This window comes from Methylocella sp. (assembly GCA_037200525.1).
Lineage (GTDB): Bacteria > Pseudomonadota > Alphaproteobacteria > Rhizobiales > Beijerinckiaceae > Methylocapsa.
Genome location: JBBCGG010000001.1, coordinates 3,989,925 through 4,011,570, shown reverse-complemented (window position 1 = coordinate 4,011,570; position 21,646 = coordinate 3,989,925). Strand labels below are relative to the sequence as shown.

The following is a 21,646-nucleotide window of genomic DNA, read 5'->3' as shown; positions in this document are numbered from 1 at the left end:
CGTCATAGCCATCAGAAAATGTCTTCGCGACCGCAAAAATTCCGCCCGAAAAGATTTGGCATCGCTTGTTTTTCTTGTCGAAGGCGCGGCATGTTAAGCAGGAGATTGGATACTGGAGCGGTGGGATTCATGCTCATGAAGAGATTGCGCCTCTTGGCGTTGGGTGCGGCGGTGGCGGTCGGGGGCCACGCTGCAAGTGGCGAACCGTTGTTTTCCTCGACGCCATCGTTAATCCAAAGCGGCAGTCGCGACGCGCCCACGGCGCAGGAAGCTGGCAAGGCCACGGCGCCGGTTCTCGGACGCTATGGCTCCGAAACAATTTCACGCCAGGTCATAGATGAGCAGCACGCGACAACAATTTGCGGCGCTCTGCGAAACGTCAGCGGCGTGACGTGCAGATAGGTTTGACGGCTCACAAAGGGGTCACTGCCATCCGACTCGATTGATCGAGAAAATGAATGTCGGGGAACGCCTCCGCCAGGAAGGCCGCTGACAATTCCCAGTTCGTCCCCAGGTCATGGCCCAAAATGGGCTGCGTCGTAGGTCCGGTAGCCGTCTGGGCCGCCACGGGCGCGGGGCGGCAATGGCCACAAGGGAACCCATGGCGATCAGGCTCGCACAACGAGATTTGATTCTCATGCTTCCCCCGTCCCCATACTGGGCTTGGAGTGCGCCCGAAGCGCCGCTATAAAGACGTCAACGGGGAAAGTGCGTTCCTTCACGACTTCGACAATGCGCTTGCCTTGAGGCGGTTATTGCTTCGGTTCGCTATCATAGGGCTGGCAAGGCGTGTGAGCGCCCGTCGCGCAGCGGCCCTTAATCTGCTCCATGATCAAAACAAACTTCCCTGCGCCGGTTTCGACAAATCCGGCTCCTCGTCCTTCATCGGGACGGCGCTCCCGATCGAATCCAGTGGCCCGATTGGCTTTTGCACCTCTGGCGAATCGTTGCCGGCCTTGTTTATCGCAGAGCTGATCTCGAAAAACTCCAAAGCCTCGTTTTCGGGCGGCTGCAGCAGACCGAAGGCTAGGTCCGTGGTGGTCTCGTCTGGATCGAACCAGACATCGAATGACGCCGGCTCAATGATCGCGGGAAGGCGATCGTGAATGCACGCGGTTGCGCCATTGGCCGCCGTGGTGATGATGCAGGCGGTGTCCAACTCCTCGCCATTGGGGCCTGTCCAGGTTTCCCAAAGGCCGGCGAGAGCCAGCGGCTCCCCGTCGCGGCGGCGAAAGAGATACGGTTGGACGGCCGCTTTTGCTGCGGTTTGGCTTTTCGGCTCGCGCCGCCATTCGTAAAAAGCATCGGCGATGAAAAGGCAGCGGCGGCGTCTAAAGGCGGCCCGGAAGCTAGGCTCAGGACTCATTGATTGAGATAGAAGAGGACGGCGGCTGCGATGCAGATGGCGGAGAAGAAGGTGTGGGCGCATCGATCATAGCGGGTTGCGATGCGCCGCCAGTCCTTGAGCTTGGCGAACATGTTCTCGATTTTGTGACGCTGGCGGTAGAGCGTCTTGTCATAGGCAATGGGAAGCTTGCGGCTTCTGGTTGGCGGGATGCAGGGCTCGACGCCCCTGGCCTTCAGCGCGGCGCGGAACCAGTTGCTGTCGTAGCCCCTGTCGGCGATCAACATTGAAGCGGGCGGTAAAGCCTTGAGCATCAGCCGCGCGCCCTTGTGGTCGCTCATCTGGCCCTCCGAGAGCAACATGACGAGGGGCTTGCCGGCGCCGTCGCAAACGACGTGGAGCTTCGAGTTCAGTCCGCCTTTCGTGCGCCCGATACGGCGGGGAAGAGCCCCTTTTTGAGCAGGCTCGCCGCTGTGCGATGCGCCTTCAGATGCGTGGCGTCGATCATGATGCGCTCGGGCTTTGGACCTTCGCCAGCGAGCGCGGCGAATATGCGGTCGAAGACGCCGAGCCGGCTCCAGCGGATGAAGCGATTGTAAAGCGTCTTGTGCGGCCCGTAATCCTTGGGCGCATCTTTCCATTGCAGGCCGTTGCGGATCACATAGACGATTCCGCTGACCACCCGACGGTCGTCAACCCGCGGAACGCCATGCGACAGAGGAAAATGCGGCGCAAGCCGCGCCATCTGCCGCTCGCCCAACAAAAACAAATCACTCATCCCAGCCTCCCCATGCGGAGACCAGGAATCACATCTCAGGCAAATTTAATAGGTCCTGAGCCTAGCTTTGATCGCGAGCGTTTCGCTGCGCGCGTTAACGATGAGCGGAAATTGCTTCGGCTCCTTGACGAATTGCGGCGTAAATCCCCAACGGACAAGATCGAAATGGCGCCTCGCCTCCCGCGTCGAATTAAGCCTCGCGCGAACAATCGGGACTGGCTCCGTCGGCGCGACATTGTATCTCGGCGGAAAATTGGGCCGCTCGACATAGCGGAAAAAACGCCGCACCGCGTCCGGCGGTAGGGTGATGGCGTAACGCCCGCACATGAAGGCTTTCCCGTTGGCGCTAGAGCATGACCGCTTGAGCCTGGATCGGACCCCGCCCATAATCCCTGGTTTCAACGGATGACCCAGTCCAGAAAGCCTACAATTTTTCTAGGATCATGTTCTAGGTTCGGGATCCAATCGTTTTTTTTGCGGGCGACTAATGTGTTGAGCGGGAGCGGCTGGTGCAAACCTTTTTGCCGAAATCAAATGCGCCCTATGGCGAACCTAGCCGACGCTCCGGCCCGAGCCGAAATCGCTTCCAAGGTCTATTCGATCGAGGGGGCGCGATGTTTTGTTCATGAAGCGCAGCGACAACTCTTCTCGTCGTTCGAAAAGCAAGCTGAGCGGCGAAAATTTAGAATGCGAATCGCGCTGAGCACGCTTCGCATTCAGATCCAAGGAGCGCCGGACTATCCTGTCAGAGGCGTCCCTTTGGGGTCGCTTATTGACCGGTGACCACCGCACCGGCCAACACGTGGCCATGCACCGCGGCCGAAGCAGTCGGCACTCCCACAATTCCGGTCGTCACGCCATTCGCCGCAGTCGTCACGGTGGTCACGAAGTTGAAGAACTTCGAAGCGTCCACGGAAGCCGCATTTGGCACGAAAATGACATCGCCGTTGCGCATCTGCATCCTTGTAGCGAGGAAATATCCGCCGGGATCACGAAAGCTGACCGTGAAAATGACCGGAACGAGATCTCCGCTAAAGCGAGTCACATCAGCGCCAAGCAGTTTTGCAACTTCTTTCGGCTCTCTCCGATATAGAAAGACATTGCCGGGATCCGCGGCGGCATCGTTCAAGCCCCCAGCCTTTGCGACGCCCTCGGCGAGGTTGATGCGCCAAGCGTCGAAAGTAAATTCTCCTTGCGAACCAGCAAGGGTCGGCTGCCCGCCAGCGCCGAATACGATGAACTTCTGCTGTTCCTGATAAACGTAGATCCGATCGCCCGGCTGGATATAAATATTATTCGCCGGATCCATCACAAGATTCTCGAACGGCACCGTGGCGCGACGCCCTTCGCGCTCGAGCATAACCCAGGTTGCGTAGCCTTGGTCCTTAATGCCGCCCGCCCGCGTGATCGCGTCAAGAACGCGGTCGCCCGCTCCGCTGGCCGGAACTGCAAACCGAAGCGGCGTGTTGACTTCGCCGACGACGCTGATGAGCGAGGTCCGCTGCTGCGACAGAGAGACGATGACTTGCGGTTCGATCGCGCGATTCTTGATCTTCTCTACGATCTCGTTCTGAACCTGAACATTGGTGCGGCCTGCAGCCCGAATCGTTCCCGCGAAAGGAATGCTGATGTTGCCGTTGTCGTCGACGGCCTGATCCGGCAGCGTTACGAAATTGCCCGGACGCGCGCCAGCGTCGAGCGGGATGAACAAACCGCCAGCCGTCGCCTCAAAGATTGTGGTGGAGACGATATCTCCGATGCCGAACTTGATATTTGCGGATGGGCGGCGATCGATAAAAGCTCCGGCGAGGCCTTTTGGCTCATAGGCTTGGAGCACGTCGATCGTCTCGGGCGTGACCTTGACCAAGGCATAAGGGATGGTCTCAGATTTCTGACTGAGCACATCAACCGACGTTGGGCCGTCGATCGGAAAAAACGAACACCCCCCGGCGCTCAACAGAGCCATGGCAAAAAAGGCAATACTGCCCGACCGAGAAGCCACCATGAACGTTATCCTTCTTCCCCTTATCCCGAGAGATATCCTGTGGGCCGCGCAAGAGCTAGAAGAACTTGCCGAAGTTTCGTTGGGTAAAGGCACTATCGAGGAGGCAGTTACATATTTAACACAGCGCTCATGGGGTCTCCGAATCTGGAGGTGAGCTATCCGTGATGTTTTGGGGGGCGCCAGCCAAAATCGGACTTTAATCTTGCGGAGGCCCAAGGCCGCACGCGAGCAAAGTCAAGCATGGCTTGAGCTGAATGCCGACAGATGGAGGCTGAGTCGCACTAATTTCAGCCGGGCACTGCGGCGGCCATTTGATTCGCGCTTGGAGGGCAAATCTTTGACGCGCGGGAGGCTCAAAGCGGATGAGCTAGATTAGGCCGTTGTGACGAATTCGGCGTTTGGGGGATTCTCGCGAGGATCTTTCCATGATTCAAGGCTGATTTTTGGAGATCAGCCTTGATGATTCGGGATGTCGATGCGCTGCGAGACGATCAATGGGAGCGGCTTTGTGATCTTGTGCCAGGCGGAAGAGCCGGCCAGCGCGGGCCGCGCTGCGACAATCGACGCTTCGTCGACGCGCTGTTATGGATGGCCCGCTCGGGCGGCCGCTGGCGCGATCTGCCCGAACGCTTCGGCGACCATCAGGCGGTGAAACGCCGCTACTATCGCTGGATCGAGCGCGGCGCCTTGGACGGATTTCTTGAGGCATTCACCGCCGAGGCCGATCTCGAATGGCTGATGATCGACTCAACAATCGTGCGCGCCCATCAGCACGCGGCCGGCGCAAGGATCGCCAAAGGGGGGCGGATGCCCATGGCCTGGGCCGCTCTCGCGGTGGTTTGAGCACCAAAATCCACGCCGCGACAGACGCGCTCGGCAACCCCGTTCGGCTCCTTCTCGGACCTGGGCAGCGCAACGACATCACAAAAGCGCACGCCCTGATCGAAGGCTTTGCGGCCGATGCGATCATCGCCGATAAAGGTTATGACGCCAATCACTTGCGCAAGGCTGTTCTTATGCGTGAGGCTGAGCCGGTGATCCCATCAAAATCCAATCGCCGCGCGCCGCTCCCCTACGACAAGGCGCTCTACAAGGAGCGCAATCTCGTCGAGCGTTTCTTCAATAAACTGAAGCAGTTCCGGCGCGTCGCAACCCGATACGACAAGCTCCTCGCAAACTACCGAGGCTTCGTATTGCTCGCCGCTATTGCTATCATGCTCAGGTAATTCGTCACTACTGCCTAGGCTACGCGCCGCGGCGGACAAGTCGCCTTGGCTCCAATTGATCTTCATTTCAGCGCGATGAGACAGAAATCAAGCATTTGGTCGATGGTCGGCTCAGGATCTTGAGCGCATTCCACCATGAGGCGCGGATGGCAGAATCGGATGCACGCGCTGCGCACCAGAATCGCTGAGAGCTCGGCGTCGCCGGCTCGAAACTCCTTGTCGGCGATCCCTTGAGCAATAATTTGCGTTATAATCGTGTTTATTTTTTCGAGATGTTCGCGGATGATCGGCCAATTCTCATTAAAGGCCGTTTCAACCAATTCGTGCAATTTCCGGTTGGACATGAATCGCTGGGCGTTCATCCTCTCGATGGCTGCGATGGCGTTGCGCAGTTTTGTGCCAGCGGGCCCCGACGACTTTGCGACTCCGTCAACCGCGACCTCGACTTCGTAAAGTAGCCGGCGAGCAACCGCTTCATTGATTTCGGCTTTGGCCGAGAAAAATCGATAGACGTTAGCGGGCGACATATGTAATTCGCGGGCGATATCGGCGACCGTCGTTTTCTGAAAACCAATCTGTCCAAACAGCCGCTCCGCCACCTCGATAATGCCGAAGTGAGTGTCGTTTTCCCCATTTTCACTGATAATTTTCATTCTACCGCTATCCAAAAATGACAGGGAAGGTCATACTGCGCTTTGGTCGCTAATGCTTCACCCATATGAGTATGTTTTACCGCTTCTATAAAGTTGAAACTCAATCCAGTCTCGCAGTTTGCGCGTCGCCTCTTAATAGATCAATTGCGTTCTGGTCTTCTTCAGCCGCGTGAGTCGCTCCGTTAAGCAATTACTGCAGATTTGATGGCGATCCCATCCAAAAGGTCAAGCGAATCATATAGAGTTGTATAATAGATGTATAGAGCCGGGCCTCGGATCTCGTTTCCTGCGCCCCCTCCGTTGATACTATCTTTATTGCTGCTTGGGCTTGGCGTTAAGGGCGTGGTCGCCTCCTGATTGTACGGAAATGGGTTGTCTTTTTTTGCTGGCATTTTTCCTGCCGCCGCGTACTAAATAGGCATTGGCGAAAGGGTCAGATGAGATGGTAAATCTCGACGATATGGATATTGGAACGCTGCTTCGGCTTGAGGCCGACCTCTCCGATCAAACCCTCGACGAATTCCTCGAGTTTATTCGGCGACACTATGGTCTTGCTCACGTTTCCTACCAATGTCCCACTTTTCCCGGCTGCTCCCTGGCTAGCCCGTTTATACTCCCGACGGTTGGCGGCGCTTGGTTCGAGTATTACAAGGAATTCATCGACCCGCTATTCAATATTGGGGCGCGCTCGGTGCTTCCAGTTGATTGGGCGCGACTACCCAAGCGCAAAAGGAACGTTTTGCCCATATTTGGAGCTAAAGAGGCTTATCCCGAACGACAGGGCCTCACGATTCCCGTTCGGGGGCCGACAAACGACGTTTGGGCGCTTTTCAGCGTTACGTCAAATGAAAGCGATATTGATTGGGCAAGACGCCGTTATCAGCTCGTGAAAGACCTTGTGCGTCTCGCCAATTATGTCCATCAACGAGCCTGCCAGCTACATGCTGAAAAAAATTCGTCCGACGATTTCGACGTCATCACCGACCAAGAAGTCGAAGCGCTCGAATTGTGCTCAGAAGAAAAAAACCTGTCGGAAATGGCAATTCTAATGCGCGTTTCAGCAGAGACCGTTAAGGCGCGCATCGATACGGCTCGATTCAAACTGCGGGCGCTCAATCGCGTCCACGCCGTATCCAAAGCGCTTCAAGCCGGCCTGATCCGTTAATGCGGCGAAATGACATCTGTGAATTGTTAACAGTATAGTTGACGACATCGGAAATACTGTGACGCCCTAGGCTCAAAAAGCCATCGGGGAGTTTCAGAATATTTGAGAGCTAGACTTTATGCAGAAGATAATTGCATAATTAAATATTGGTCCTATTTTCAACTAAGAAAATTGGGGTTAGCCTACCGCTCCGGCGAAGGCTTAAGGGCCTGTTCGATCAAGTTTTAGGCCCGCGGGACGGAGAGGTTTCAATGGCGAGTCTCGATGACGTCGATATTCGGACGATGCTGCAACTGGAAGCAGATCTCTCGGATCGAACTCTCGACGGATTCATTGATTTTATTCGTCAGCGCTACGAACTCACCAACATCACCTATCTGTGTCCCTCGTTCCGTGGACGAAGTATTGCGAATCCGTTTCTCGCCATGACTTATACGGAAGATTGGGCGGACCATTACAGAGCCGAAGGTTACGCGGCCATTGATCCCGTATTCAATCTCGGCGCACGCTCCGTGTTGCCGATGGATTGGGCGAGGCTTCCGCGGGTCGAAAAGAAGGTGCAGCGGTTATTCGCCGAAGCGAAAGATGCCGGCGTCGGCCATCAGGGGCTGACAATTCCTGTGCGTGGTCCGACAAACGGCCTATGGGCTTTATTTATCGCCACTTCGAACGAAACCGACAACGCTTGGGCGATGCGCCGGTACGAACTCGTTAAAGACCTTGTGCATGTGGCACATTATGTCCACCAGCGCGCGTACGGTTTGCATGCTGAGGATGTGCAGGTCGACCTTAACGCTATCACCAAGAGGGAGATAGAAGCGCTTGAATGGTCGGCCGAAGGAAAGACTTTGGCCGATATTGCAATTTTGATGCGGATTTCCCAGGAAACGGTGAAGGCCCATCTCGATTCAGCGCGCTTCAAGCTTCAGGCTCTCAATCGCGTCCACGCCGTCACCAAGGCGATTCGGGCTGGTTTGATCCAGTGACCGATATTTCGCCAGAAAATGATAAATATCAATAATTGTTATTGATCATGCGGCGGTTCGGTGCTATTCCCTTGTTTGTCGAAAATAATTTGGCGTGATCGCGTCGAGGGATCCGGCGCCAAACTACGCGAGGATTCGCCGGGTTTTAGGCGCGGTTTTCCGCGCGTCGCATCCGAGCAAGCCGTTCGGGGCGCAGAGAACCATTTAAAATGGGGCGAACGGCGGAGCCGCGCTATCCCCGATTGAGGGGATATCATTAAAGTTTGCTACGTACGAAATTAGGGCACCCCACAAAAGGAGGCCCTAGATGTTAGAAATTGTTCACGGCTACGAAAGATCTGAACGACCCGAACTTTTCAAATCGATGTTTCGCCATCGCAAGTCGGTGTTCATTGATCAGAAGCAATGGGAGCTTCAACCCACCGAAGAAGAGTTCGAAATAGACGAGTTTGATCGCGACGACGCCGTCTATATTTGCAGCCTTCTGCCTGACGGCTCCCTTGCCGGCTCGGTGAGAATGCTCAGCACGACGACCGATCATATGGCGGTCAGCGCTTTCAAGGATATGTTCCCCGGGTTGACCGTTCGTTCTCCGACGATCTGGGAAGGCACCCGCTTCGTCGTGCCATACGATCGCCGCCTTCAGCCAAACGGCGCATCGCGCGCAGCGTGCGAAGTGCTTCTTGGAATCTGCCTTTTTGGACTTGAATACGGCATCTCGCAGATGACCGCGATTTATGAGGCGCCGATGGCGCGCACCTTCAAGAAGTGTGGCATTTCTCACCTCATTCTCGGCCGTCATCGGAGCCCAGAACACGGATCATTGCATTTTGGCCTGTGGGACATCTCCCCTGAGCTTGAGGCTTCGGTCCGAAAAGCTACGGGGCTGCACGATGTACCGCACCCAGTCGCAGTGGCGGCGGAATAACCGGCCGGCGAGGCTTTCTCTTGATGAATTTGAAACGGTTGAGATTGACGCCGCGCGGTCGTCAGACCGCGTGGCCTAGAACCGGACGCGATAATGCGTGATCGCGAAAAGGCGCAGACCTTTCGTTTGAATCACATCGGCCGAAGCAAAAACAAACAGAACGAAGGCATCATCAATTCAATCAAGCTCTGATTATCGTCAGATGAAGTTCGCTGCGTAAGGCCTGTTTGGTTCTTTTGGCGGAAGCATTTTGACGGACGAGAGGATTTCGTCGGCAGATTTGGTCCTCGTGTAGCGTTCGGGGATCTCGTTGCAGCGCTGGGCGACATGTGGGCCTCCAATTTGGTTGGCCAGTGTGAACGCGGCGCTGCAATTGCCTTTCGACATTAAAACTGGCCGCGCGACCCGTAATGACCGCGTGGCCTGGTCGAATCTCTGCTCAGAACGTCTCCGGCACCCATTTGAACGGATATTTCGGCTCTTCATATCCCTCGGGACGCTGGCGATCCGGTAGTTTGATTTCCTTTTGCGGAAGATCCTCATAGGGGATGCGGTTCAGCACATCCTTGATGATGTTGAGGCGCGTCCGCTTCTTATCGTCTGAGTGGGCGAGGAACCACGGCGCCCAAGGGGTGTCGGTCGCGAGGAGCATGTCATCGCGCGCTCTCGAATAATCAAACCAGCGGCCATAGGATTTGAGATCCATATCGGAGAGTTTCCAAATTTTTCTGCCGTCCGAGATGCGAGCTGCGAGACGTTTTGTTTGCTCTTTCTCGCTGACCTCCAGCCAGTACTTAAGGAGGATGACCCCCGATTGCACGATTGCTTTCTCGACGCCGGGCGTGATGGCCAAAAATTGATCGACCTGATCCTTCGGCGTAAATTCCATGACCCGCTCGACGCCTGCCCGATTGTACCAACTGCGGTCGAAGATCACGACTTCCGAGGCCGCCGGCAAGTGGGGAAGATAACGTTGGATATACATCTGGGATTTTTCGCGCTCGGTCGGCGCGGGTAGAGCGATAACCTTAAACGTGCGTGGGCTCACGCGTTCAGTCATCGCTTTGATCACGCCGCCCTTACCCGCGCCGTCGCGTCCTTCAAAAACGATGCAGATTTTCTTGCCTTCACGCTTAACCCATTCTTGAAGCTTGACCATCTCGACTGACAGCGTCGCCAACTCGCGCTCATATTCCTTGCGTTTCAACTTGCCGCCGCGCTCGTCCGGCTCGATGTCCTTCTCGCCTATCGTCATGGCTCGCCTTCATTCCCAAGCGAGAAAGATGCCGATGTCTCCGGGGAATCCACTCGGCCAATCGACAACCAAAGCCTTCAGCCTATAGCCCAAAGGCTGCAGTTTCTCTCTCCAGACTTCGTAAAACTGACGCGGCGCTCCAACCAAAGTGTCGGGCCACTCTTCTTCGGAGTTGTTGATGGCGCGCCCGTGATCAGTGCAAAGTTCGGAGGGGAATCTGATGACCAGCATCTCGCCTTCGCCGCGCTCCGCGGCAAGTCGCAGGCGATTCATAAAAGCGTGAACCCTGTCGGGCGTGATGTCGATTGGCTGCAATAGCTTTTCGATCAAATCTTTCTTGGCCTTCGCCGCCCCTTCGACAGCGGCGTAAGATTGCGAGGCCTTGGCGGATTCGACTTCAACGACATAGGCTTTGAGGTCAGTCACCGATATGAAGGCCTCATCGCCCCAACCGTGCGGCGAAGCCGAAGTTTCCTTCTCGCTCATGATCAAACTCGCGATAGGGGGCCGGAACCGTCCGAGTCTAATCCCCCGCCCGGTCCGCATCAATAGCTCATTGCGTATCTAAGTCCTTCAGTCCGAAAGCTGCGCGGTTTTCAGGATCAGGCTCTGGATGAATCGGCCTGATCCGTGTGGAAAACGGCATCTGTTCCGGAGCGGCTTTTCGGTATATTTTCCGTATAGACGGTCAGATTAGCCGCGCTTATGCGCTAACTACCTGATCTTGCTGGCGCTCCCTAGGGAAATCGAACCCCTGTTTTCGCCGTGAGAGGGCGATTACTGCCATCGGATGCTCCCGTGTGATACCGTATTAACCCATTGCAAGATAATGGATTTGTGTCACACTGTCCAGGTTCGTATCAGGTTGTTTGGTACAAAACATAGCAACGATTTTTGCAACGATTCTTTGAGGTCATCGCTTGGCCCGCCAAAGCGCTTTCAGCAGTCGTGCCAGCCGGTGCGCCCTGCCTGCTTCCGACGCCCCACAATGGGAGGTGATCAGCCCAGGTCTTCGCCTTGGGTATCGTCGCGGGCGCGGGACGCAAGGGCGCGGCGGAACATGGCTTGCCGCCGGCCGCGGCGCTGACGGCGATAGAAAGCAAGTTAAGCTTGGGCGAGCGGATGACCTTCTGCCAGCAGATGGAAAGCGCGTGCTTTCCTGCGAACAGGCAAAAGACGCGGCGCGCCTCTGGCTTAAGAAATTGCGCGCTGGCGGTCCGACTGCCGCCGGACTGACCGTCGCCGGCGTCCTCGATCAATATTTCGACGCTCGAGCCGCCTCCGGCATGAAGTCGATCTATGACGCCAAGTCGCGCGCCGGCGTGCACATCCTGCCAAAGCTTGGGAAGTCGCTTGTCGCCGAGCTTACCGTCGATCAGGTGCGAAAGTGGCGCGACAGCATGGTTGCGGCGCCAAAGACGCTTCGTACCGGCAAATTCGCGACGAAAACCAACACTCGCACGGTTGATCTTTCGGACCCTGAGACCGCACGCCGACGGCGCGACACTGCGAACCGGACGCTTACAACTCTGAAGGCAGCTCTCAATTGGGCGTTCGATCACAGGCTAGTCGATGACGACAGCGCGTGGCGCCTCGTCAAACCATACCGAAGCACGACCTCGTCCCGTATTCGGTTTCTGACCTCGGCTGAACAGCAAGTCCTTGTCGACAACGCGGAGGGCGAATTGCGCGATCTGATCGCCGCGGCCCTCATGACTGGAGCGCGTTTTGGGGAGCTTGCGCGGCTATCTGTCCGCGACTTCGACCCCGTCAACGCATCGGTCTTTATCGCCGAGAGCAAGAGCGGCAAGGCGCGTCATATCCCGCTGACGGCCGGGTGCGTCGCGCTTTTCACTCGGCTTTCGGCCGACAGAGACAGGACAGACCCTTTGCTTCGTCACGTTGACGGCAGATGGAAGCCCGCAGCCTACCATCGAGAGTTTAAGGCGGCCGTCGCGCGAGCCGAACTCAATGACATAACGCTTCACGAACTGCGCCACTCATACGCCAGCACAATGGTCAGGGCCGGCGCGCCGCTGATTGTCGTGGCGGAGGCACTCGGCCATTCCGGCACCCGGATGGTTGAGATGCACTACGCGCACCTCGCGCCGTCCTATGTCGCCGATACGATCCGGCGCACCGCTCCAGACCTCACAGAGAACGCCAATGAAAAATCCAAACAGGGTAATGAAATTACAGTCCAAGGCGGCGGCCGCAGCGCTGGTTAATGGGTTGCGTGAATTAAAGTGGATGAAATGCCCCGCGCTCCTCGTCTCCATGCTCGCGACTGCGGCCTGCGTCTCGCCTGGCGGCGGCGGCACCGAGGCGAACTTCATTGATCCTTCCACTGGTTCGCTGTCGGTGCGTCGCGCGGCTCTGAAGGCTGTAGATGTTGTCGATAGCGCGCCTCTGGGAGCGCGAGACCTCGGCGGCGTGTCCGCCCGGCGTTGCCATCGATACTTCACGGAGGCAGAACCCTCGGCCTCGAGCCTGATACCGGATTTGCAGATAGCCGCTTACGGGCAAGGCGCAGACGTCATCCGCGTTCTTGGCGTCGAAAAGAAGACAGGACTGCTGGCCGACTGTTGGTATGTCCTAGAAGGGCGTGCTGAAATGTATTCCCTTCAGAAGCCCTAACCTCCATTGGTAATGGAGAGGTCGACAGTTCAATCCTGTCTCGCAGCACCATTGAAATCAACGAGTTAGGCGACAAATACTTGCCTGTTCCACGGCGCGGTTAACACGTGGGGAGCACCAAAGGACCCCGCCTGATAGCGGGTGACCAACAGGCGTCCACAACCGGAAACGAACTGCGGGCACGCTCACATAGTTCAGGGTATCACAGATCAAATCATCGAACACTTCGGGCGGTTGGCGGTTATGTCAAACGACCTGGGAGGAAAAGATGAATTTCACCGCGACGCTGTGTTCAGCCATGCTTGCGTTCGCACCGATCGCTCTCGCGCGAGGCAATGATACAAATCGAACTGGGCAAACCATGGATGAAGGTGGTCAAAAGGGCGACTATCACCCAGCTACTGGCTCCAAAGAGTCCGGAGGAGCCGGAAACGCCGAGGTTCAAGACGGGCTGCCTTCGCCTAACAGACTCGGCCACGGTAGCTCATCTGGTGATTCGAAAGGCCAGGACCAATAAGCCGATCGTGAGTAATCGACTGCGCGTCGCTGAACGTTACCGCCAGCCGCACGCCCTTTCGGCCAGTGCGAATCGCGCATCTGTAGCTGCCCCGTTCTAGCGGCAGGAGCCGGCGGGGTGGCGGAGTTGTCGAGCGACAAGGGGAACCATGAAAAATTGGGTATACAGCTGGGGGTGACGATTAAATCGTCGATCGTTCCTACGTTTTGGTCGGCCTCGTTCACGACGGCGCTGCCAACAACCTTAGAAGTCCTATATCCGGTCGCCAGGGATGTAGGGTCAACTCGCATCAAAGTCATCGTTTGTGCGCTGGCATCTTTAACATGGCTCGGTTCTTGCTTTCCCAATGTCAGGAAGCTCCTGGTCAAAGACCGCGTTGCGGTTCCTTCCCCGTTTCTTCAACTAATAGCCCGGCTCAGCGCCGGGCTTTTTTTGATCACCGCGCGACTGCATTTATTCCGCAGGGGTGGCGTGGGGAGAGGCTGCATCCGAACTACTTTCGCCGCGGCGGCCTGTGAATCTAGCGAATAAAGCGGTTTTCGATTCAACAGGCTGTTCGTCCTGGCCGTTGCCAGCGATTCTCTGTTCCATCTTTTCAGCGCAGAAGGCCAAGAGCAGGGACAGGACGCCTGCGCCAATCCAAACCGGATCTAACCATGGGATCGGATCGTCCCGCCTCGAGCACAATACAAAGAGCCACAGCGCCGTGGCAACGCTAAAACCGTAAAAGAATATCGAGGCGATCCTTAAGCCTATAATCCATGTCTTCATTTTGGCCTCCACAAGCCAGTTACCGCCTTCCGCAGCGCCAAGAATCGATATGCAATTATCATACAATATGACAGATTGCCGCGGGCGTGAAAAGCAGCGCCCTAGTTCCTGGGTGCATGCAAAAGCGAATATTTATTTTACTTTGGGAGTCTGATTTGTTCAGTACGGCCTATACCTCGCCTGCAGAACAACCATGTACTGGTCTAGTTCAGCTGAGTGCGGCGCTAGTCCGTATTGGCGACGCCTACGCCGACCCCCATAGTTTATGGCTAGGACTATGACAGTCGCATGACAATAAAGACGATAAAGGGCTGTGAAACCTTATATCGCGGAAGAGTGATCGGTCTCTCACGATTCGGAGATTCTGCCTCGCTCGCCCTGGCGTCGACTTTGCCATTCGCCCAACGCTTGATCGATCGCAACGAGGATAAAACCGATTGCGAGAAACGCCGCAAAGAAAGCGAGCGCATCGGTAAAAAATTCCCCATATCCGTGTTTGATGATTTCTTGGATGCGCCGAAGATAAACGCCGAAGATCTCACCGCGGACCATCGTATAGGCAAAAAAGAGAAGCGGATAAATTAGCCACAGCGCGGGATCGAGCATCGACAGATTCCCTTTGGGCGCGAATATCAACCAATATACCAGGTAGAGAATCGGAATCACCCCGTGGAAAACCCGGTCGACGAGTTGCAGGCCTGGTGCGTCGGACCGAAGCAGCACCTCAAAAACTACGCCGACGACGGCGACATAAACGACCAGCGCCGCTTGCACGCTTGGCCTCAACAGCAAAGACTTGGTCCGAGGCCGTATAAACGCGATGGTCGCGACCAGCGCCACGAGCGTAGTGGTTTGGATCGAGAAACGACTGAACTGATCGACAAGCTGCGTCGCTATCGAAGCATGTTCCGACAAAGCGTCCTCGGTGCTCTGAGCGACTTGAGCGCCAAGACCCAGCCACGCGATGACGGCAAGGGCGCCTGCGTAAATCCGGTGAAGCGTGGACGAAAGCGTTATTACGGGTGTCTCCCATGAGCGTAAAGCTGACCTCCGTGAAGCACCCATGCGATCTTCATCAGATCTCTGAACTCTTCACGATTGATCGGCGACTCATGTCTCAACGGTTAAAGACACTGGCCAACCACCTTAATGTTCCCCTCATAAACCAATCAGAATACAGTTTTATTTCTAACCAGCGAAATTTTAAGACGTCCGTAACGTTATAGTGTACATAGGATGCAAATCCGGTAGCTTCTGTCTGGCTGCTCCCGCCGCGTCTCTTCGCGCTGGGCGGGGATCTCATCTTCTTTGGCGATCCGTGAGATGGTCCGCGGCTCATTACACCCGCAACAACCTTCAAATCGTCACGTAACAAGCGGCATGTAAGTTATCGACATGACCGATTTTGGCCGGCGAAGCTTCAGCAGGTCTTGCCTGGCCAAAAGACGCGGGGCCCCATGCCCGCGTGGGGAGCCGGACCGTTTCGCCACCCCCTTGAAGTTTTGATGAGAATATCTCCAAGGTCCAACGATCGTGATCCGGTAGCTTGGCTACCCCCGCCGTCCCTAAAATCCCCGGCGGGTGGTCTGCCCCCTGAAAAGTGATCCTCCGTGAAGTATGGGCTTATGAGCCTGATGGAGGACTGCGCAATGCCGAGGAAAAGACAGAAGGCGGAAGAGATCGTCGCGAAGCTACGGCAAGTCGAAGTGCTTAGCGCGCAAGGGCGACCGGTCGCGGAGGCGATCCGCTCGATAGGGGTGACGGAAGTTACATACTATCGATGGCGGTCGGAATACGGCGGCCTGAAGGGCGATCAGGTGAAGCGGCTGAAGGAGCTGGAGGCGGAGAATACGCGGCTCCGTCGAGCGGTGTCCGATTTGACGCTTGAGAAGCTGATCCTGAAAGAGGCTGCCTCGGGAAACTTCTGAGCTCCGCGCGTCGTCGCGCCTGCGTGGAGCATGTGATCGCCGAACATGGCGTTTCCGAGCGGTTCGCTTGCCGGGTTCTCGGTCAGCATCGCTCCACGCAGCGCAAGGTTCCGACCAAGCCCGATGACGAAGCGGCATTGATCGCCGACATCACGGCGCTCGCCATCCAGTACGGCCGCTATGGCTACCGCCGCATCACGGCGATGTTGTGGGAGCGAGGCTGGAAGGTCAACGTCAAACGGGTCGAGCGGATCTGGCGACGCGAGGGGCTGAAAGTTCCGGCCAGACAACCCAAGCGCGGGCGTCTCTGGCTCAATGACGGCTCGTGCGTCCGGCTGCGCCCGCAATGCCCCAACCACGTCTGGTCCTATGACTTCGTCGAGGACCGCACTCATGATGGCAGGAAATATCGCATGCTGAATATCATCGACGAATTTACCCGCGAATGCATCGCGATCAGGATTAACCGGCAGCTGAAGGCAGCGGACGTCATCGACGTTCTCTCGGACCTCTTCATCTTGCGAGGGGTTCCGATCCACATTCGTTCCGACAACGGCCCGGAGTTCATCGCCAAGGCGTTGCGTGACTGGATTGCCGCCGTCGGCGCGAAGACCGCCTACATCATGCCGGGCAGTCCCTGGGAGAACGGCTATTGCGAGAGCTTCAACTCGAAGCTGCGCGACGAGCTTTTGAATGGTGAAATCTTCTACACTCTCAAGGAGGCGAAGGTCGTCATTGAGCGATGGCGACGCCACTACAACACCGTGCGCCCGCACTCATCGCTGGGCTACAAGCCGCCAGCCCCGAAGACCCTGCAATGGCCGGCTTCGCAATCCGGACCAGCTTCGCCCGCCACGCCAGCAATAGCGCCAGGGCCGACAATGCACTAACATTCAAACTGGATCACCCCATGGGGGCAGGCCACGGGGGTTCTCGCCTTGAAGATTTCAACTCTTCAGAAGCTAAAAGGATGTATGCATGCAAAAATTGTCGCGGATTTTTGCTATACTGGCTGTTGTCTTTGCAGGGGGTGGATTAGCTATTTTCGCCGCTTTACACTTCCCGAGGGTGGTGCTGGCTGCGAGCGGCCAATAGAGGAAGATCTTATACTTCCAACTCCGTCGAAGCGGGTACCTGATGGCTTCACTCGTGCCTCGCCCCGCAGCCGCTGCCTTACCGCCAGCTGCCCGTCCTTTCGAGGTCGATCCGAGAGGCCAAGACCAATAAGTCGATGACGACCGAAATCCGAACGCGCGCCCATAACGTGCGGTGAAGCGGCAGACAAATTCAGTGCTCAAAGGGCGACGATATCGCGGATGAGAGAACGTGCGATTGCAGTCTGTGTGTCATCGTCATCGTCGTCCAATGTCAGCCAGCCCATTTCGCAAAAGAGAGCGCGGGCCTTTATTTTCAAGCCGGCGGCGGTGGTTGCTCGAATAAGGGCGATTTTCCTCACAATCGGAGTGTCGGGAAACTCGTAATCATCGGGGTAGTCATCCGGCGTTTTATTAAATTCGTCGAGTATCGCACGCGCTGCATCGTGGCGCGCACCGAGTTCAAGCAGTTCAGCGTCGGCGCCAACCGCTAAAGTCGCCAAACCATCGGCTGCGAGCGCGGTAACCGGAATATCGGCAGGCACCGTATGGCGGGATGAATTGTGAGCCATGGTCAGGCCTCCATGTCGCGCAGCGATTCAAGGAGTGCCGCCACGAAATCATCGCTGGCGCCAGATGCGATGGCATCGACGGAGAGGTGGTCAGCCTTGAGTCTTGCTTCCTCGAGAGTTTTGCAGCGGTAGGCGCACAATGCTAAAAGCGCGGCTTGCTCAGCATCGCTTGCGGCCTGCGTCGCCGCTTCGGCATCTTCAAGGCCCGAAGATTTCCGCGCGTCTAAATCTGCCGCCGCGATCGCCTCGATGGTGTGGCGAGCCTCTCTCTTGATGGCTTTCAGAGTGGAATTAAGCTGCTTCAGCCGCGTCGGAGAGGCATAGCGGTCTAGCTCGGGAATCTCTATCATGCGGCCATATAAATGAGCGCTCCAATCGGCGTCTTTGATGCTTTCTTCTACGCTCTTTGTGAGCCGATTAACGGGCCGGATCGCGTGATATTGAGTGAGACATTTGTCGCGCAAGTCGTGTGAGGCGTTATAAGCGGCATATGCAGCGCTATAATTATCAATCAAGCGCAGCAATTCTGGTGATATGGGGGCATGCTGAAACGAAGCGCTGGCGCCAGTCGTGGCCAGTGAGGCGCCATCAGCGGTAGCGGCGTCGATTATATGGTTTGGCCGGACGAAGCTTGCCGGGGCTACCGTCCGCGCCGACGAGCGGCACTTCACTTACGTAACGTTTGAAGAAGCGGTTAAGGGTTTCATTACGGTGATGCCGCATGACCCAAGCTGTCCAACCTATCCCTGGGTCGCGTAGCGTAAGTCGACAAGTTGGCGACATGCAAGGAATGGCCAAGTTGGCCACTCCCAAAGGTTTACGGTGTGAGACTAAGGAAGAGCGGACGTCCGGGCCACAGCGTGTCAAGAGCGCTATGGGAGCGGGATAGGCTGTTTGCTGATGATTGGCTGCCAGAATCGACACTTGTGATCAGTTGTGACCGTCTGTTCCGATTCCGATCGAGGCAGTGGAGGTATGAATGATTGGATCGCATCAAAAGGCCGTGTGCCCACCCAGGGTCGTACGCCGGGGCCAGTCGGGTCGCCATGAATCGCGAAATTCGTCCAATAGCTGACCATCGATGTCGCGAGGGTTTGCTCCGGGGCGGACAATGCTGAAGGAGCTGTGCGATTGCCGGGCTGAGTGAACCTATCGAACAGAAACGGAAGTTCACTGGCATGGGTCGCGCCGTAAGGAAAGCTCACCGGCGGAAGTAGCAGCTGTGGCGCGTTCTCGTCGTTAAATTCATAGGCGAAGACTTTGACGAATTCCGATGCCAATCGGCCGGCCCGGATAGTGTTGCAGGAGAAGATCGCATCGGTCTCGATCGTCGCTAGGGCGAGGTCCGCGCTAGGGAAGGCGGAGAGCGGGTACTCGGCAAGAACGTCGTTGGCTACGCTTCCAAATGTGTCCGCGATAACCGTCGGGTATTGCGATGCTGTCAACGGGCCCGCAACTAAGTCAAACCCTGTGGCGACGAACAGTCGACCCTCGTCATGATTTGAACCGATCAGCAGAGGCACCCGGTTGAAGATGCCGTCACGCAGCCCAACATCGATTGACCGGGGCAAGATCGTGCCGTCCACGATAGTGGTGGCTGTTCCAGGTCCTTGGTTGGCAAGCAATTGTGAAACTGAGAGGCTACGCAGACATGCACTTGTTTGGTCAGGGCAACCAGCCTGAGCGGCAATGGCAGAGCCTAGGGCCTCGGCCTGCGCGCGCGTCGGCAAGATCAAACCATACGCGCCGCTTTCAACAATGGCCTGGTCGAACAGTCCTGCAGCGGCCGGAGAGACGAGATTGGACAGCACGCTCAACCCTCCGGATGATTCGCCGAAAAGCGTCACGTTGCGCGGGTCGCCACCGAACCCGGCAATATTCTCGCGCACCCAGCGTAGGGCCGCCTGTTGGTCGAGTAGACCATAATTTATAGCCGCGTGCCCCTCCGCATCCAACGCCGGCTGGGCCAGGAAGCCGAGTGCGCCGAGTCGGAAATTGATCGTGACGACAACGACCCCCTGTTCTACAAGCCTTGCCGGATCGAAATCGTCACTTTCACCGGCTACGAATGCGCCACCATGGATCCAGACCATTACAGGCACGCTGTGACGATCCCCTTCTTTTCGCAGCGGCGTAAAAACATTCAGGAAAAGGCAGTCTTCCGTTATGCTTTCAACGCCAAAGGGGGAGGCAAGCTGTGGGCAATGGTTGCCAAAGGCTTGAGCCGCAATCGTCGCCTGAGAAGGGGGCAGCGGCGCGGGCGGACGCCAGCGGAGGTTTCCCACCGGAGGTTGAGCGTAGCGGATGCCGAGGAATTGATTGTCAACCGCGGTCTTCAGGCCTACCACGCGCCCGTGCTCACTGGTCGCGTAGACCTCCTCCGCGTGAGAAACTGTCGTGGTCGCCATCGCGGCAATCACTGCGAACGCCAGCATTTGTATTCGTGTCAGGAATTTTCCAACTTTTGGTTTTTTAGTGCTCATTGCAGAGGCCCAGTTCCGACTACACAATAAAAGAAAACTACGGAACCTGAGCTACCACTTGATGTCAGCGATCCAGCATCAAGGTTACGGCTGTCGCAACTTTCAACAGTTTATCTGTGAGGCGACTAGCCCCCAGGGTTTGCTTCGGTTTTCAATTTCTTGCCAACTTATCCCGAATTCACATCGATTCTGGAAAGTCGCAGTTTTTGCAACTTTCCAAATTCGATTGGCGCCCAATACCTTTCTGCCCAAGTTGGGCAGAAACCCGGACTCGACAAGCTCCACCATTCGGACATAGAACGAAGCGGAAGCGTTGTCGATGAGGCTTGGATGCCGAGGTGAGATCGAAAGTTGAGTTACCCTCAGGCGCCGGACGCCGCAGCAGCTGCGCGAATGCTGGCACGCCGTTATCCGAGCAACCAGCTACTTAAAGCTCGACAGTCCGCTCTCTAAGGCTTCTGACGAGCTGATCACGGCGATTCATAGGCTTGGATTCTTGTTCACTGCCGAGCGCGATTATTTTCACGGCGGCGGAGCGGGATCGACAGAAGGCCAAAAACAACATGAGGCAGAAAAACGGAAGCGGGAGGCTGGGGAGCTTCCTTGAAATCAAACTGACAAGTTGGCGGTTTGAACCAGGGCGCGTTTGCTGCTGCGACAGGAGGACCCCTCGCTCAAAAGAGCGATGCCTTGGTCAGGAGATAACAGATGCAGTGGGTCAGATTTGATGTCGATCTGACTGATCGGTGGAACGAGCCTATCAGGCGTGGAAAGCGCAGATGCCGCCTGATGATCCAATTAGAGAAGATCATCAGATGTTTATCCCCGATCCCGACACCAATCGGAAGATCAGAAAACTCTTCGATAAACCGTTCACTGGGTACCTCGAAGCGACCGGAATCCCGTTTGAGCGGCCATAGGGACCTCCGCCGGCGGGAGGTTTTTCCGTTAGCCACGTGTGGAGGGGATGACCGCCGTACGCTCGGCCACCGCCCCCACTGCTACAAATTTGGCCGTTATATAATGTGGCAATTTCTAGTTGCTATCGTTAGCAGGCCAGGACGGACACTTGCCCTCATCAACGTTCCTGTCACCAACGTTAGGCGCAGAGACATCAAGAGATTCGCAACGATGGGTCCAGCTCGGCCCGGATCCAATGGATTGTCCGATGTGCGGCGCGCACATGGTCGTCATTGAGCGCCGTAACGCCGTTGCAAGAGTCCACAATATTCCATCTTGAGTCCTCACTGAGCTGCGGGGTTGATATTGCGAACTAGATCGCTACCCGACTTTCTCAGGTTGC

General features: G+C 56.5%; 21 protein-coding genes and 3 pseudogenes. 10 read left to right on the top strand and 14 right to left on the bottom strand.

Annotation, left to right across the window (positions count from 1 at the left end):
* The first annotated feature begins 135 nt into the window (after positions 1-135).
* Entirely contained in the window at positions 136-402 is a 267-nt protein-coding gene (locus WDN46_19700; protein ID MEJ0095541.1) for a hypothetical protein, read from the top strand.
* A 430-nt stretch (positions 403-832) separates the two neighbouring features.
* Here WDN46_19700 and WDN46_19695 read toward each other — a convergent pair whose 3' ends face one another.
* From WDN46_19695 to WDN46_19675, 5 genes and pseudogenes are all read right to left on the bottom strand, one after another.
* Positions 833-1,366 carry an SOS response-associated peptidase gene (locus WDN46_19695; protein ID MEJ0095540.1) on the bottom strand — a complete coding sequence of 178 codons (534 nt, stop codon included), beginning with the start codon at positions 1,364-1,366 and terminating at the stop codon, positions 833-835.
* Complete coding sequence (locus tag WDN46_19690) at positions 1,363-1,986, bottom strand: IS5 family transposase (GenBank protein MEJ0095539.1); 624 nt, start codon at positions 1,984-1,986, stop codon at positions 1,363-1,365. Before WDN46_19690 ends, WDN46_19695 begins: the two co-directional genes overlap by 4 nt.
* A pseudogene (locus WDN46_19685) lies at positions 1,953-2,090 on the bottom strand (transposase). Before WDN46_19685 ends, WDN46_19690 begins: the two are co-directional and overlap by 34 nt.
* Positions 2,091-2,168: 78 nt before the next feature.
* On the bottom strand, positions 2,169-2,450 hold the full coding sequence (locus WDN46_19680; GenBank protein ID MEJ0095538.1) for an SOS response-associated peptidase family protein: 282 nt from the start codon (positions 2,448-2,450) through the stop codon (positions 2,169-2,171).
* 442 nt (positions 2,451-2,892) lie between these two features.
* Positions 2,893-4,128 (bottom strand): polysaccharide biosynthesis/export family protein, encoded by a 1,236-nt coding sequence (locus WDN46_19675; GenBank protein ID MEJ0095537.1) that lies wholly within the window; start codon positions 4,126-4,128, stop codon positions 2,893-2,895.
* 459 nt (positions 4,129-4,587) lie between these two features.
* On the opposite strand from WDN46_19675, the pseudogene WDN46_19670 reads away from it, so the two are divergent.
* A pseudogene (locus tag WDN46_19670) lies at positions 4,588-5,354 on the top strand (IS5 family transposase).
* A 62-nt stretch (positions 5,355-5,416) separates the two neighbouring features.
* On the opposite strand, the gene WDN46_19665 reads toward WDN46_19670, so the two are convergent.
* Together WDN46_19665 and WDN46_19660 are read right to left on the bottom strand one after the other, a co-directional pair.
* Complete coding sequence (locus WDN46_19665; GenBank protein ID MEJ0095536.1) at positions 5,417-6,007, bottom strand: TetR/AcrR family transcriptional regulator; 591 nt, start codon at positions 6,005-6,007, stop codon at positions 5,417-5,419.
* A 433-nt stretch (positions 6,008-6,440) separates the two neighbouring features.
* Positions 6,441-6,566, bottom strand: a complete 126-nt coding sequence (locus tag WDN46_19660; protein ID MEJ0095535.1) for a hypothetical protein — start codon at positions 6,564-6,566, stop codon at positions 6,441-6,443.
* Here WDN46_19660 and WDN46_19655 point away from each other — a divergent pair.
* From WDN46_19655 to WDN46_19640, 4 genes and pseudogenes are all read left to right on the top strand, one after another.
* Positions 6,540-6,875, top strand: a pseudogene (locus WDN46_19655) (autoinducer binding domain-containing protein). The gene WDN46_19660 and the pseudogene WDN46_19655 overlap by 27 nt on opposite strands.
* Positions 6,876-6,893: 18 nt before the next feature.
* Entirely contained in the window at positions 6,894-7,172 is a 279-nt protein-coding gene (locus WDN46_19650) for a helix-turn-helix transcriptional regulator (protein ID MEJ0095534.1), read from the top strand.
* A gap of 251 nt (positions 7,173-7,423) precedes the next feature.
* Positions 7,424-8,158, top strand: coding sequence for an autoinducer binding domain-containing protein (locus WDN46_19645; protein ID MEJ0095533.1), 735 nt, complete (start codon positions 7,424-7,426; stop codon positions 8,156-8,158).
* A gap of 307 nt (positions 8,159-8,465) precedes the next feature.
* Positions 8,466-9,086 (top strand): acyl-homoserine-lactone synthase, encoded by a 621-nt coding sequence (locus WDN46_19640; GenBank protein MEJ0095532.1) that lies wholly within the window; start codon positions 8,466-8,468, stop codon positions 9,084-9,086.
* Between the two features lie 439 nt (positions 9,087-9,525).
* Here the strand turns inward: WDN46_19640 and ppk2 are convergent, their stop codons facing one another.
* Together ppk2 and WDN46_19630 are read right to left on the bottom strand one after the other, a co-directional pair.
* Entirely contained in the window at positions 9,526-10,341 is an 816-nt protein-coding gene (gene ppk2 / locus WDN46_19635; protein ID MEJ0095531.1) for a polyphosphate kinase 2, read from the bottom strand.
* Between the two features lie 9 nt (positions 10,342-10,350).
* Positions 10,351-10,827, bottom strand: coding sequence for a hypothetical protein (locus WDN46_19630; protein MEJ0095530.1), 477 nt, complete (start codon positions 10,825-10,827; stop codon positions 10,351-10,353).
* 665 nt (positions 10,828-11,492) lie between these two features.
* Between WDN46_19630 and WDN46_19625 the strand changes: the two genes are divergently transcribed.
* Complete coding sequence (locus WDN46_19625; GenBank protein ID MEJ0095529.1) at positions 11,493-12,569, top strand: site-specific integrase; 1,077 nt, start codon at positions 11,493-11,495, stop codon at positions 12,567-12,569.
* Positions 12,529-12,978, top strand: coding sequence for a hypothetical protein (locus WDN46_19620; protein MEJ0095528.1), 450 nt, complete (start codon positions 12,529-12,531; stop codon positions 12,976-12,978). Before WDN46_19625 ends, WDN46_19620 begins: the two co-directional genes overlap by 41 nt.
* A 970-nt stretch (positions 12,979-13,948) precedes the next feature.
* Here the strand turns inward: WDN46_19620 and WDN46_19615 are convergent.
* Positions 13,949-14,278, bottom strand: a complete 330-nt coding sequence (locus WDN46_19615) for a hypothetical protein (GenBank protein ID MEJ0095527.1) — start codon at positions 14,276-14,278, stop codon at positions 13,949-13,951.
* Between the two features lie 336 nt (positions 14,279-14,614).
* On the bottom strand, positions 14,615-15,331 hold the full coding sequence (locus tag WDN46_19610) for a Pr6Pr family membrane protein (GenBank protein ID MEJ0095526.1): 717 nt from the start codon (positions 15,329-15,331) through the stop codon (positions 14,615-14,617).
* Between the two features lie 584 nt (positions 15,332-15,915).
* On the opposite strand from WDN46_19610, the gene WDN46_19605 reads away from it, so the two are divergent.
* Positions 15,916-17,084 (top strand): IS3 family transposase gene (locus WDN46_19605; GenBank protein ID MEJ0095525.1). Its coding sequence is split into 2 segments (ribosomal slippage): positions 15,916-16,180 and positions 16,180-17,084, totalling 1,170 coding nucleotides; the frame shifts between segments, so codons are not numbered across the junction.
* A 404-nt stretch (positions 17,085-17,488) separates the two neighbouring features.
* Here the strand turns inward: WDN46_19605 and WDN46_19600 are convergent.
* Positions 17,489-17,860, bottom strand: coding sequence for a hypothetical protein (locus WDN46_19600; GenBank protein ID MEJ0095524.1), 372 nt, complete (start codon positions 17,858-17,860; stop codon positions 17,489-17,491).
* 2 nt (positions 17,861-17,862) lie between these two features.
* Positions 17,863-18,384 (bottom strand): hypothetical protein, encoded by a 522-nt coding sequence (locus WDN46_19595; GenBank protein MEJ0095523.1) that lies wholly within the window; start codon positions 18,382-18,384, stop codon positions 17,863-17,865.
* A 46-nt stretch (positions 18,385-18,430) separates the two neighbouring features.
* Between WDN46_19595 and WDN46_19590 the strand changes: the two genes are divergently transcribed.
* Entirely contained in the window at positions 18,431-18,619 is a 189-nt protein-coding gene (locus WDN46_19590) for a hypothetical protein (protein MEJ0095522.1), read from the top strand.
* Between the two features lie 113 nt (positions 18,620-18,732).
* Here the strand turns inward: WDN46_19590 and WDN46_19585 are convergent, their stop codons facing one another.
* The gene (locus WDN46_19585; protein MEJ0095521.1) at positions 18,733-20,343 is read right to left on the bottom strand and encodes a carboxylesterase family protein; all 1,611 of its coding nucleotides are present in this window, start codon (positions 20,341-20,343) and stop codon (positions 18,733-18,735) included.
* Positions 20,344-21,646: the final 1,303 nt, after the last annotated feature.